Origin of the sequence: Mesorhizobium sp. M0633, assembly GCF_040320645.1 — a bacterium.
Classification (GTDB): Bacteria; Pseudomonadota; Alphaproteobacteria; order Rhizobiales; family Rhizobiaceae; genus Mesorhizobium.
Genome location: NZ_JAMYQC010000001.1, coordinates 52114 through 65365, shown reverse-complemented (window position 1 = coordinate 65365; position 13252 = coordinate 52114). Strand labels below are relative to the sequence as shown.

Sequence of the window (13252 nt, the reverse complement as noted above, 5' to 3'; positions counted from 1 at the left end):
AACCACGGGAAGGCAAAAGACTTGCGCAGTAAATAGTCCCTTCCTGCGCTAGCGAGACCCACCAGTTACCATCGTGGGACTGGTGGGCCTTGACGTTCCGGACGCAAACCATTGTTTTAAGCATCACACGAATTCGAACAGGAGGCAGTACGACAAAGCCGTATGATTAAGGGGAGTTCCGACATGCGACTGACAAGTTCATTGATGACGACCCGGAAACGAAGGACCGGATCTTCACGAGGACGTCATGTCGGCATTTCTGTAGTCGTCTTGACCTTCATTCTCGTCGTGAGCCCCTATCGCGTCGTGGTCGATGGATCATCGCAGCCGCTCGGCCCGCAGGCTGCCTGGGCCAAAGATGGCGGGAACGGCAATGGCGGGAACGGGAACGGGAATGGGAACGGCAATTCGGGCAATTCGGGTGGAAACTCCGGCAATTCGAACTCGAACGCTGGTGCCGGCAAGGGCAAAGCAAAGTCGCAGGACGACAATCTCCCTGATCCCGCCCCTGCGGTAAACCCCGATAGCAAGCCAAAACTCTTTGTCAACGCATCCACAGGAGACCGGGTCGAGGTGAGCGGCCCGAGCATTGGCGTGGTGCATTCGAACGGACTCAGTGAGCGCATCGACAGCGACCAATATGAAATGCGGGATGCCGAGGGCCGCATCATCATTCGGCGCCTGGCGACGCGTTCCGATCGGGACAGGTTGCTTGGAATGATCAACTGAGGCCCAGTTCACATGGCCGCGCAGTGCGGCAATTTCGGCTCAAGCATGATCGCGAACAGGCGGATGGCGGCGCTCAGTCGCGTCGCGCAAGGTCATGGCGGCTTCGGTCCTGTTGCTGACGTTGAGCTTGGCCAGGATTCGCGTCATGTGGTGCTTTATCGTCTTTTCATGGAGGTTCAGCCGAAGCCCGATCCGCTTGTTGCTCAGTCCCGCGGCAACCAGCGTCAGGATCTCCCTTTCGCGGCTGGTGAGGTCGGCAAGTCCGTCAGCTTTCGCCGGCTCTTTTGATTGAGCCGAGAGATCGGCCAACAGGCGCGCCGACAATTGTGGACAGACATATCGTTCGCCCGACGCTACCGTGCGCAGGATCGCAGCCAACGTCCTCGACCCGACCCCCTTCAGAACATAGCCCCTTGCCCCGCTCTGCAACGCGGTCATCACGTGCTGGTTTTCTTCCGAAACGGTCAGCATCACAATTTTCAGTGCCGGATGCCGCTCAAGGGCCGGTCCGATCACGCCAAGGCCACCTCCAGGAACCGAGATGTCCATCAGCAGAATGTCGGGCCGCTGGTCTTCGATTATCCGCAGGGCATCGTCTCTGCTGCTTCCTTCACCGACGATCTCGAACCCGCCGATCTGATCGAGCGTGCGCACAACGCCTTCCCTGAACAGCGGGTGGTCGTCGACGATGGCGAGCTTGATGGCTACTGTCATGTCTGCCCCATTTCAACGATGTTGAGGGCCATTCTTACGACTGTGCCACTCTGTGAGGAAGTCACGGTAAACTGGCCCCCGAGGCTTTCCACCCGCTCGCGCAGCCCAACGAGTCCCAGCCTCTCGGGACGCACGATTTGCGGGTCAAAGCCAGCGCCGGCGTCGGCCACTTCGATACAAACGCGCTCGCCGTCGAAATGTTTCTCGACCGACTGACCTTCACCTCCGGCATGACGGAATCCATTGTTCAGCGCCTCCTGGACGAAGCGGAAGATGCAGATCTTGGCCGCCGGCGACAACGGCGCATGGCCGCCGGTCATCGATAATCTCACTTTGACGCCGGTTCGTTCTTCGTGCGCCTGTACGGCTAGCTGGAGAATTTCACCCAGTTCGGCATGCTCGATATGCGGCAGGACAAGGCCCTTGCTGATGCTCCTGATCTCGCGCATGGCATCGTCCAGATGTGCTTTGATGGCCAGCAATTCCTGTGCACGCTTCGATTGCGGCGTAGCGGGATCGGCAATGACGGGGCTGTCGATCCCTAGCGCCGCGAGAGCAACCAATTGCGCGGGGCCATCGTGCAAGTCCGCACCGATGCGCCTGAGATAGCGTTCGTTAAGTGCGGTGGCACGCTGCGAGGCACGCTGCACCCGCAGCCTCAACAGTCTGTTTTGCGCAAGCAGATCGGAAAGCTCGGCAATGCGCTGCTTCAACGAGCGGCTCTGCGAACTGATCATGCGGCTGCCACGGAACACGATTGCCGACAGCCCGAGAAAGAAGGCCGCTGTGACGGCGGCAACGTCCAGCCAGGTTCGAATGAGCGCCTGATGCAGGTTTCTTTCAAAATCAGTGGCGACCTCGTAGAATTCCGAAACGGCCACCACTTCCCCCGACCATGGCTGCAGCACCGGATTGTAGATCTCGAGGAGATGCAAGCCGCTGGCTCTTTCGGCCTCGCTGTCCGGATCGTCAAGCTTGTCGAACTCCGAAACCATTTGGCCTGCGAATGCCGTCCGGAGATTGTCGCTGGGTTCAAAGCGCTTGCCGATCAATGTCTTGTCGGTCGAATACAGGATGGTTCCGTCGCGACGCCAGAGCTTGAAGGATTCGAGCCTTGTGCCGAGTGCCCCTTGTCCCAGCGTTTCATCGAGCGCGTGGGCGACGCTCTCGTCGAGCACTTCGCTCTTGCGCATATCCGGAAGCAGCGGTGCGATAACGCTGTCCACGTAAAGAGCCGTTGCGGATGCCGAATTCTGCGTGACCACGGTTTCTATATGGTTCGTGACGGAAATCCCCACCACCACCATGGCTGACAGGGAAAATAGACCGCCCGCGAGCAGGAACTGCGTTGCCAGCGACAGCGCATTCCAACGGTCAACAAGGCTTGTCAGCCTGTGTGGCTTGGTGTTCCGAATGGCCCGCTCGACGGCACGCCGCACCAGTGGCGCGATTCTGGAGAGCCGGCTAATCCGTTGTCGAACGTCGCTGAAAGACGCCATCCTAGGTGTGTAACCGATCAATCGCGATGGAACTAGGGCCTGATGAGAGGGCGAACAGCGTATCCGGCGCTTTTTTGGGCAAACCGTCTCATTGCGTCGTTCGGTAAAGCTCGGACGCGGCCTGCTTCAGTGCCGCCCGTCCATCCGGCCTCAGATACATCATGTGCCCGCCCTCCAGCACCTCGGTGCGAATGGGCTTTGCGCCGGCAAGCGAAGGAATTTGACCAAGCAGGTAGCGCGAGCCCATGTACGGCGTCACCAGGTCGCTGTAGCCGTTGACGATCAGCACGCCGAGGCTGGGGTTTAGCACGCGCGCCTGTTGAAGGTCGTCCATGACACCCGCATAGCCCTGACGCGTCGCGCTCGTCCCATAGTCCCAATTGCCGCTGACTTCACGGTTGAGAAGCCGATAGCTGATATCCGTGCGGAAGTTCAATTCATCACGCACATAGCCGACGAAAGCGGAGGTGAGCGCCGGCACGCTTCGGTCGAGCACCGGATCGGGACCCTCGACTCCCAGGCTCTCTGGCGCCACGTCCGCTGTCGCGATGTTGCCGTCATAGGCGCTGAGAACATTGCCCTTTGCCCGTGCAAACTCCTTGGCGAACAGCCCTATGGGAATGCGTGCAAAGTGCCGCTGGACGAGATCGAGCGGCAGACCGGTGATTGCGGCGACACGCTGGCTCGCCAGGCGTCCACCCTGCTCCAGCCCACCTGCCAGCGCGGCCAGATAATCGCCGAGCGCATAGCGTTCGACTTCCGCCAGCCGCTCCTGCAGGGCCGGGCCGGAAACGCCTTCGCTGTGTAGGCGCACTGCCGCCAGCGACGGCAGTTCCAGCGCCCAGTGGAGCGGCTGGAACTCGTCCGGGCGCACCAGCGTGAATTCGAGCGCCGGCGAAATCAGCACGACGCCACTCGGGCTGATGCCGATGTCTTCCTGAAGCTTCCTGGCGAGCAATGCTGCTCGAAAGCCGCCATAGCTTTCGCCAGCCAGGAAGACAGGCGATGCCGTACGGTTCGTCTGCGCCAGATAGAGCCGGATAAACGCGCCTATCGACGCGGCGTCCTGGCTGACGCCCCAGAAGCTGTGTGCTTCCGTGCCGGGCGCTTCACGGCTGTAGCCGGTTCCAACAGGGTCCACAAAGACCAAGTCGGTCATGTCGAGCCAAGTGTCGGGGTTGTCGAACAGCCTCTGCGGCGGCGGCAGGAAACTTCCATCGGCCGCCGTCGCCAGGACCCGCGGACCGAGCGCGCCGAGATGAAGATAAGCGGAAGCTGCTCCCGGACCGCCATTGAACACGAAGGTGATCGGGCGCCGCGGATCCGGTCCCGTTTCTTTCCCGGAATGCAGTGCATAGGCGACGTAGAAAATCTCGGCGGTGATATCGCCTTTGCCGGACGGCAATGACAGCGTGCCGGCCTTGGCCTCGTAATCGAGTGTGCGTCCGGCAATGACGGTCGAATGATCGGAAGTCTGCGGCGGTGGCAGGAGCGAGAGAACCCCGCCTGTGGGCGGCGGCCGCTGGGCCGTCTCGGCGTGACCCACCCCAACTCCGGCAACCAACAGCAGAAGAGCGACGGCGATTTCTTGCAGCTTGATAGGCATGATGTCTCCGGAGCAATTGGCTGGAAACTAGCACACCGTCGGCCGAACCAAAGTCACAGCACCGTGCGCCAGTACATCTGACAAGAAGAGGGGTCGGATTTGGAAATCCGATGCCCAGGCGGAAGATAGGGCGCGAGGGTCACGGCGGCAGCCTCAACCTCTTCCAGCAGATGCGTGCGGCGGAATGGCGGACCAAACGACTTCGTGAATTTTCTGCTGGTTGACTCGATTGGCCCACTTCCTAGGTTGGCATTCGGGGCTCCCGTGCAATCCGAAGTTGGTATGACATCTTTCCACACCCGAAAGCTTGCCCTTCTCCTTCTATCGGCAAGCGCCGCCATCCTGTCTTCCTGCGTCATGCCCGACGACACGTCGAGCACTGCAAAGGAGGACGCCACGGCGGCGGCAGCCCGCAGGGAGATGGTCGGCCTTAGCGAGGCGGACGTTCGAATGTGCGCCGGCTTTCCGACCGCCACTGCCGAGGTCGGCAAATCCGGCCAGATCTGGACCTATCAGCGCGTCGTTCAACGCGGCAATCTCAACATTGTGGTTCCGACGGTGGCCATTGGCCCGGTCCCGGCGCTCGGAGGTTCCGTCAACGTCGCCCCCGGCGGCTATTGCAACACACAAATTCGAATGGTTGACGGTCATGTTGCCGAGGTTGCCTACGCCGGCGACAATAACCTGCCGAACAACCGCGATGCGCTCTGTGTCAGCACGGTGGACGCCTGTGTCGCCTACGCCCGTCAGTATCATCCAGGCAGGGCAATGGGCAGATAGCGGGATGAGTGGCATTGCCGCTGATCTGAACGCCTGAGATTTCTGGTTTGCCGGCTAGTGACTATCCTCGATCCCGATCGAGCATCACCGATTTGACCTGATATTCCCCGCTCTCAACCGCCGACCCCATCGCGAATAGTGGAGAAATAGCGGTCGGTTCCGACCTGCCCGCCCTTGAGGGCAATTTCCAGCCCATCGATCGCCTTAATGCTTGAATGCGCCACACAAAGTGGCGAGCCCGGCGATGCCGGCAGCGGCATTCGCACAGTCAGCGCGTCGACGCCCATCTGGCCAAGTGCATGGCTCGACGTGTCGCCGCCGGCGATGACCACGCGCAGTAGCTTCTCTTGAAGCGTCAGTTCGCGGAGAACCTCGCCAAGGCCGCGGCCGAGCTTATGGCGGGCGCCTTCCCGGAGATCGATTTCTGCACCGCGGTCGGCCGCAGGTCCGAGCGCGGTGTAGAGGATGACGCTGCGCCCGGCCCGTAGGCTGGAGCGGCCGGTTGCCACCGCGCGCGCAATCGCGTCGTTCGAAGCCTCAGAAACCAGTTCGACCGGGTCGAGCTCGATCCCGTCGAAGCCGTCGGCCAGAGAATGACGGATCTGTCGTTCCGTCGTCGGCGAGCAGCTCCCCGAGACCACGGCGATCCTGTCGGCAGCGCCCGGCGGCGAAAAGGCGGATTTGGTATCCACGATCCGGTTCGATGCCCATTCGACCAGCAAGGCATATTCGATGCCTGAAGAGCCGACGACGAAATAACCGCCCGGCTTGCGAGCGCGCCAAATCTCCTTGCCGGCAAGTGCCTGGGTTTCCAGGCTATCGACATCGACAAGCACGATACCTGAGCCATTCTCCACAAGCCGGTCGAATGCTTTCGACCGCGACGCAGACTGCAGCGTCGCCAGGTCGACCAGGCCCGAGGCGAGGCTGGTCTGGCGCGACAGATGGATCAGCAGGTCGGATTCGTCCATCGGCGTGGTCGGATGGCGGCTCATCACGGGATGGCGGTCGATGCGGAAATATTTTTCGCGATAGGCCGCGAACAGATGACCGAAGGCGGTGTAGCGCTTCAGCTGCGGCGCGCCGACCACCAGCGGCACGCCGTCTTGCCGGAAAACCGAGCGGCCGATTTCGATCGCCCGGCCGATGCTGCCGATTGCCGGGCTGGAATCGAAGGTCGAGCAAACCTTGTAGTGGCAGATCTCGGCGTTGACGGTCTTCAGCCAGGCGAAGGCATCTCGCAGATGCGTGTCCATCCACTGCGGCGTCTCGCTGCGGCTGGTGCCGGCCAGCCCGAGGGCGCGGCAATGCGCAAATTGCGAAAGCAGCGCCTCGTCCGGCTGGCGCATGAACAGGACGGTCGGCACGCCGCCGAGCTCGAGCGCCTCCATAACGTCGGTCGAGCCGGTCAGGTCGTCGCCATAGTAACTCAGAAGGAGGTTTTGCATGGCGTCAGGCCGCCTCGCCGCCGCCGAACTTCTCGATCGACCGCGCCAGCTCGACATGGCTCAAGGCATAATCCGCCATCGGAATGTCTTGGACCGCCGCCTGCCAGGCCTGCTGCACGGCGCGCACGCCGGCGCCCGGCCCGTCCGGGTGGCTGACGATGCCACCGCCGCAGAGATAGAGAAGATCGACCGTTCGGCCGGTTCGCTGGAAGGTTTCAGGCGCCTGCCCGCCCCACTGGCCGGAGCCGGCGACCGGCAATGCGCAATCGGCCGGCGAAAAGATCGGCGTGGTCACCGCCTTGAAGGATTCGACGAAGGACCAGTCGGGTTCCCAGTATTTCGAGGCGATGCCGTTGATCTGGAACTGGTCGACGCCGAGCAACCGCCAGAACTGCTGCCAGACCTTGAAATCCATGCCGAGGCCGGGATGGCGGGTGAGAATGTCCCAGCCATTGCGGTGGGCATGGAGCACCAGGCTAGAGCGCTTTCGGAGGTAAGCCATGCCACCAAAGCCGATCGAATTGATGTTGACCACCGCGCAATTGCCACCGGCCTTTGCCACCAGATCGTGGTTTCGCATCATCTCGTCGGGATCGGCATGTGAAATGCCGAAGGCATACATGACCTTCTTACCGCTCTTCTGCTCGTGGCCGAGGATCAGCGGCATGATTGCCCTCACTCGCTCCGACAGCGGTGAATAGGCCGGGCTCATCAGCTTCTCGTCGTCCTTGATGAAGTCGACGCCAGCGGCAATCAGCTCTTGCACCATTGCGGCCGTCTCGTACGGGCGGAGTCCCAGCGCCGGCTTGACGATGGTCCCGATGATCGGACGATCCGCGACACCGGTCAGCCTGCGGCTGCCCGTGACGCCGAATTGCGGGCCCGGATGCGCGCCCCGGTACTCCTCGGGTAGCTTCATGTCGACGACACGGATGCCGGACAGGCCCTTGATCGAAAAGGCGCCGCCGATGGCGATGGTCATCAGCGCCGACAGGTCGGTGCCGATGGCGTCCAGCGGAAAGGCGATATCGATGTCGGCGCGCTTGACCGGGCCGTTGCGTGCTTCGGGGCTTGCTCCGGAACCGGTTTCGGGAAGGGACGGCCGGTCCGCGTCCGGCAGATGCCGTATCGCCAGGACTCGCGCTGCGACCCTGGCCTTGAGCTCTTCCGTCTCGCCGGCCAGCGCGACGAAGGTCCCGGTCGACTGGTCGCTTGCAATCTTGGCCGCCAGCGCCTCGATATTGCCGGGCGTTTCGATGCGATAGGTAAGAACAATCATATTCGCGCGGCCTGCCGGGGTGGTTCGAAAAAGGTTCCTTGGCCCTTGAAATCTGGTATAATGAGTACATAAGCTTTGCAAGCCCTATCCGGCTGGGCAGGGCCGGGCGAGCCGGCAGCAGGCGTTCCGGAATTCACGCCGGAAATGCTAGATAGGGGGCCGGCCAAAGGAGTGATTCGCGACGATGAACCGTTCGGAGCCGATCGTCCGGCGCAAGCTTTCCGACGAAGTATTCTTGAGACTGAAGCGCCTGATCACCGGCGGCGAATTGCTGCCGGGTGACGACATGCCGTCGGAGCGCGAATTGATGGAGCGTTTCGAGGTCGGCAGGCCGGCGATCCGCGAGGCGATGCAGGCATTGAGCAATATGGGGCTGGTCGCGATCTCGCATGGCGAGCGTGCCAAGGTGCTGCAGCTCACCGCCAAGTCGATCATCAAGCAGGTCGACGGCGCAGCCAAGATCATCCTGTCGTCATCGAAAGACACGCTCGAGCACCTCAAGAACGCGCGCATCTTCTTCGAGCGCGGAATGGTCAAGGAAGCTGCAGAAAAGGCCACAGCCGAGGACGTGCAGCGGCTGCGGGAAACGGTCGCCGAGCAGCGCAGCCATCGTGGCAACTCGGAAGCCTTCATATCCGCCGACATGAAATTCCACACACAGATCGCGGCAATATCCGGTAACCCGATCTATGTCGCCGTCAGCGAGGCAATGCTAGGCTGGCTAAAGGAATACCACACCGAAATGCTGATCTGGACCGGCAAGGAAAAGTTCACGCTGACCGAGCACGAAGAGATCGTCGGACGCATCGAAGTCAAGGATGCGGATGGCGCCGAGAAGGCGATGATCAAGCACCTCGAACGCTCGCGCGCGCTCTACGTGATGAATTCCGGCAACTGAAAATCAAGTGCAGGTCCCGACCGGCGTCGCGGTCGGACCTTGTTCTCGGCCTACTGGCTGACCACAGATCAGCCTGAGCCCGGACCGACGCAGTTTTATGTTGCCGTCTGAATCCGGTGTATGTGCCGCGTTGTTTTCATTCAGCGATTTCAGCATTTGCATCTTCCCAGCCGTGGATTTCCGCCGCCCGCTTTCGTCAGCAGGCCCGCATAGGCCCGTCTTGGAGGCGCCTGGCTTCTTCTTGAATTGGCAATTCTTGCAAAGACTATGCTAGATTTGCCAATCGGCGAGAACGACACCCGGAGAACCGCAATGGCTGACAGGAGCCTCCACGTCGTGATCTGGCTGCCGACGAATTTCTATTCGGCCGTCGTCTCGACGCTCGTGGAAATGTTTCAGCTTGTGAATGACGTCTGCCGGTCACAGGTTCTCTCCTGTGAGTTCGTTTCAAGGGGCGCGCCGTCGACATCAAGTACAGGAATTTCCTTCCCGACGAAGGCTCAACCATCCCGGAAAATGGATGTCCTGATTCTCATTGCGATGCCGGGCGTCGAGATTCCGGAGCTTCTGCGCTCGCTCGACGAGGAGAGTGAACATTCAAAACCGCTGATCGCGCTCGCGCAACAGCAGGACGCAATCATCGCAGCACATTGCGGCGCGTGTTATCTGCTCGCCAATTCGGGATTATTGGACGGTAAACGCGCAACGATATCCTGGTGGCTGAAAGCCGAGGCAAGCCGCCGGTTTCCGCAAGTGCGATGGGACGCTTCCCGCCTGCTCATTCGCCAGGACCGCCTTTACACATGCGGAGGCGGGTTTTCCGGACTCGAACTCGCCAGGGCTTTGCTGATCGATCTGGGCTTCTCGAAAGAGGAGCGGATCATTCGAAAACTTCTGGTTCTTCCTCCGCCGCGCAAATTCCAGAGTCCCTACGAATTTTCTCTCGACGAAATTTCGAACGAGGCCAGCCCATTCGAGAACAAGCTGCGCGAGCTCTCGAAAGACAAGATGTCGGAAATCGATCTGAAATTTCTCGCAACTGAATTGGGCATGTCTTCGCGAACCCTGTCTCGCAGATTTTTCGACGAACTCCAGACAACGCCGGGAAAATGGATCCAGGAACGGCGGCTGGAGTTGGCAAAATCCATGCTTGAGGAAACGAAACTGAGTGTTTCAGAAATTTGCTATCGCGTCGGATATCAGGACGTCGCCTCGTTCAGCCGTCTTTTTTCCAAGACAACTGGAATGGCACCAGGCGAGTTTCGAAAGCAAATCCGGTGACAAGTCGGCAACGGAAGTGCTGCGGCTACGGGCAACCGCCGCGGAAGTGCGGCTATCCATGAGCCTCGGCAAATGACTTCAGCCGATCCGGACGATTGCATAGGGTGTCATCACAAGATGGTCTCGGACCGACGTATCTCGCGGAATCTTGCGCGATATTCGTCCATCCCAGATCTTCAGAGGACCCCGATCGGAGCCGAGCCCGGAAACATCGACTGGAACGTCGTCCGAGGTAAGGTTCGCCAGCCAGACGATGATCTTGCCTGTCTGGGAGCGGCCGGCCAGTGCCAGCACCCGCGTCTCATCGGTCGTTGTCGCCGCCACATGCGCATGGCCGGCCAGATCGCAAAGTCCTTTCACCGCGTGGAAAATCGGCCGGGGTGCACCTTCTTCGACAGGTTCGCCCGACGAGGCCAGTACGCCGAATGGTCCGGTGAAGCTGCAGAGCGTGAGCATTTCGAGCCCGGCCGGCGCAACGCGCGCGGCATAGCCGATCGTCCACGCGGCCCCGAACAGCCCGGCATGGCGAGGGTCGCGGTCGGCCATGGCAATGCGCTGATTGTCGGGATTGGCCTTGGTCGCGCCGCCATAAGGGTTCTGGCGCATGGCAATGGTCGACGGCCCGATCCTATAAGGTATTGTTCCGAAGATCGTTCGTACTGACGCCGTGATGAAAGGCAGTGCCTCCAGCGATTGCATGACGCTGAGATCGTCGGCGGCGTGCACGATCGGGCAGGTGCAATGCGTGACGAAATCGAGCGGGTCAGCCGGCACACGCTTGCGATTGAGTTCGGTGAAATAACTGAACATGCCGCCGCCGAGGCGGGTGTCGGGAAAGGCGCGCCGCGCCGCGGCATAGACGTCTTCGAGCGGTGGGCATTGCGGCCATGCGCTGCCCGGCGGCGTCGACTGCCGGTCGACCGAGGGCGAGACGGCAATGGCCGAAAGCTTGAGCCCGACCTGGCGCACCATGTCGGCGACGCCTGAAAGCTCGGCGTCGAGATCGCCGTCGCCGGCAATGACACATTCGAGCATTGTCCGGACCGGATAGGCGGCGGCGAGCCGGGCGTAAGCCCGCAAGGCGTCGAGCCCATGGCCACGCGTCGGGTCGTAATGGAACATCAATTGCTGCGGACCAAGCTCGGACAGCATCGGCAGCTTGCCCAGCGCCGCCTCGACCTCATCCGGATAGACGATCACGCCGATATCCGGCAGCGCCGGTCCGGCTTTGCCGAGCGTGACGCGAATTGGTTCGACGGTTGCCGCAGCCGCCGGCACTTTCCCGCGACCCTCTATCCGCAAGCTGATGGTCTGGCGGAAGGTCTCGCCGGCCGGCAGCACGTATGGCCATGGCAGCGCCAGCGGCCGGACATAGGTCTTGTAGGAGGCATCCGACCAGTTGCGCTGGTCCTCCATCTCGAAAGTATCGCCTTGCATACGGCATTCGGCGGTGACGCCCGGCCGGACCTCATGGGTGATCGCCCGCAGATCCTTGAAAGGCTGCCAGGCATCGATCAGCTCTGGAAGCCGCGTCGCGACCACGCTGCCATCGGTATGCTCGACCGTGACCGGGCTGCCGGCCAGGCCGGCAATCGGATGCAGGATGCAGAAGCCGCAGCGATTGGTCTCGAAATCGTTGTCGGGAAGAGCGCTCACGTCGAAGATCAGCTGGCCGTCAGCCGAGCCCTTGATGGTCGCACGGAAGTCGAGCCGGCTTCCCTCTGGTCCGAAACAACCTGCCGAATAGCTGACGAAGAAAGCGTCATCGCCCTGGTCGATGATTAAATCGGTGAGCGCCGGCTCGTAGGTGCCCCAGTCGCGATCCCTAACGATGAAGGCGACGGCGCGCAGAACCTCGGTGCCGCCATGCCGGATGGTGCGCAGATTGCCGTTGACGAAGTCCGCCGTCAGCGCGCCGGCGCGCAGCCTGACCGGTTCGGCTTCAACGGCACGTGTACCGTAGAGGAGGAAGGCGTCGGCTGTCATTTCAGCAAGGCGTCGAGTTGCACCGGCTCCCGGCTTGCGGCGCCAGCGTACGCAGCCTCGACCAGCGCTAATGTCTTGAGGTTGTCCGCGCCCGAGGTCGCGGGGTCGGTTCCCTTGGTCAGACAATCGACCCAATGCTTTTGAATGGCGACGACGCTTTCCTGGATGTTGTGCCACGGCCGCGATGCCCAGGCCAGCAGCGGTGGCGAGACATCGCTGACGACTGTCCCGCTTCTTCCCGTGACGGTGAGCCGGTAGCCCTGCGCCAGCCGGATCGTGCCGTCGCTGCCGTCGATCTCGATCAGCGTCTCCGGAAACGGCTCGGTAGCGAGCTTGCTCGCGTAGCTGCAGTCGACCACGGAAGTGGCGCCGCTCGTGTGGTCCATCAGCATCGTCGCAACGTCCTCGCCGGCAATGCCGGGATTGATGCGCGCCGTTCGCGCAGTGACGGTCGAGACGTCGCCCAGCAGGAAGCGGGCAATGTCGAGGATGTGGATGCCGAGATCCTCGATGATGAAGCGCTTTCCCGTCGCCAGATAAGGCTGGCCGGAAAACACGTCATAGGCAGAGCGGAACGAGATCCGTCCGAAAAAGGGGGTGCCGATTTCGCCGCTGTCGAGCACGGTACGCACCGCCTGGATCGGCGACTGCCAGCGAAAATTCTCATGCACCATCAGCGGCACGCCGGCGTCAGCACAGGCCTTTACCATCGCCTCGGCGTCGGCAAGCGTCGGCGCGAACGGTTTTTGGCAGATTGCCGGCACGCCGTGCTGCGCCGCCATCTCCACGAGCATTCTGTGGCTTGGTGCGGTGGTGGCGATGTCGACGAAATCCAGCCTTTCGCCAGCAAACAGCGCCGCCGCGTCGGTATAGCGCCGTGCGACCCCGAACTGGTCGCCAACGACCCTCAACCGGTCCGGATCACGGTCGCAGATGGCGGCGATCGAGGCGCCCTCTATGTCGCGCCAGGCATGCATCTGGTTGAGGGCAAAGAAGCCGCAGCCGATCAGCGCTCCCCGCAGCTCCGCCATT

The 13252-nt window shown here is 61.6% G+C and carries 11 protein-coding genes; 4 read left to right on the top strand and 7 right to left on the bottom strand.

Translation table 11 applies throughout. The features are described 5' to 3' along the window. Window positions 1–270 precede the first annotated feature (270 nt). The gene (locus tag NKI47_RS00270) at window positions 271–729 is read left to right on the top strand and encodes a hypothetical protein (RefSeq protein WP_352586652.1); all 459 of its coding nucleotides are present in this window, start codon (window positions 271–273) and stop codon (window positions 727–729) included. A 39-nt stretch (window positions 730–768) separates the two neighbouring features. Here the strand turns inward: NKI47_RS00270 and NKI47_RS00265 are convergent, their stop codons facing one another. The 3 genes from NKI47_RS00265 to NKI47_RS00255 form a co-directional block, all read right to left on the bottom strand. Then, window positions 769–1443, bottom strand: coding sequence for a LuxR C-terminal-related transcriptional regulator (locus NKI47_RS00265; protein ID WP_352448141.1), 675 nt, complete (start codon window positions 1441–1443; stop codon window positions 769–771). Next, on the bottom strand, window positions 1440–2885 hold the full coding sequence (locus NKI47_RS00260) for a sensor histidine kinase (RefSeq protein WP_502898014.1): 1446 nt from the start codon (window positions 2883–2885) through the stop codon (window positions 1440–1442). The genes NKI47_RS00265 and NKI47_RS00260 overlap by 4 nt, the downstream gene beginning before the upstream one ends. A 145-nt stretch (window positions 2886–3030) precedes the next feature. Continuing rightward, complete coding sequence (locus tag NKI47_RS00255; protein WP_352586648.1) at window positions 3031–4548, bottom strand: S10 family peptidase; 1518 nt, start codon at window positions 4546–4548, stop codon at window positions 3031–3033. A 282-nt stretch (window positions 4549–4830) separates the two neighbouring features. On the opposite strand from NKI47_RS00255, the gene NKI47_RS00250 reads away from it, so the two are divergent. Beyond that, window positions 4831–5328 (top strand): hypothetical protein, encoded by a 498-nt coding sequence (locus NKI47_RS00250; RefSeq protein ID WP_352586646.1) that lies wholly within the window; start codon window positions 4831–4833, stop codon window positions 5326–5328. A 113-nt stretch (window positions 5329–5441) separates the two neighbouring features. Here the strand turns inward: NKI47_RS00250 and NKI47_RS00245 are convergent, their stop codons facing one another. Both NKI47_RS00245 and oiaX read right to left on the bottom strand, forming a co-directional pair. Continuing rightward, window positions 5442–6776: a four-carbon acid sugar kinase family protein gene (locus tag NKI47_RS00245; RefSeq protein ID WP_352586644.1), complete on the bottom strand. Its 1335-nt coding sequence runs from the start codon at window positions 6774–6776 to the stop codon at window positions 5442–5444. 4 nt (window positions 6777–6780) lie between these two features. Continuing rightward, window positions 6781–8055: a 3-oxo-isoapionate-4-phosphate decarboxylase OiaX gene (oiaX, locus tag NKI47_RS00240; RefSeq protein WP_352586642.1), complete on the bottom strand. Its 1275-nt coding sequence runs from the start codon at window positions 8053–8055 to the stop codon at window positions 6781–6783. A 184-nt stretch (window positions 8056–8239) separates the two neighbouring features. On the opposite strand from oiaX, the gene NKI47_RS00235 reads away from it, so the two are divergent. Together NKI47_RS00235 and NKI47_RS00230 are read left to right on the top strand one after the other, a co-directional pair. Then, window positions 8240–8953: a transcriptional regulator NanR gene (locus NKI47_RS00235; RefSeq protein ID WP_023675482.1), complete on the top strand. Its 714-nt coding sequence runs from the start codon at window positions 8240–8242 to the stop codon at window positions 8951–8953. A 312-nt stretch (window positions 8954–9265) separates the two neighbouring features. Beyond that, window positions 9266–10234: a GlxA family transcriptional regulator gene (locus NKI47_RS00230; RefSeq protein ID WP_198023535.1), complete on the top strand. Its 969-nt coding sequence runs from the start codon at window positions 9266–9268 to the stop codon at window positions 10232–10234. A 78-nt stretch (window positions 10235–10312) separates the two neighbouring features. On the opposite strand, the gene apnL is transcribed toward NKI47_RS00230, so the two are convergent. After that, the gene (gene apnL / locus NKI47_RS00225) at window positions 10313–12220 is read right to left on the bottom strand and encodes a D-apionate lactonase (protein WP_352586641.1); all 1908 of its coding nucleotides are present in this window, start codon (window positions 12218–12220) and stop codon (window positions 10313–10315) included. Further along, window positions 12217–13251, bottom strand: a complete 1035-nt coding sequence (locus NKI47_RS00220; protein WP_352586640.1) for a Gfo/Idh/MocA family protein — start codon at window positions 13249–13251, stop codon at window positions 12217–12219. The genes apnL and NKI47_RS00220 overlap by 4 nt, the downstream gene beginning before the upstream one ends. Window position 13252 lies beyond the last annotated feature (1 nt).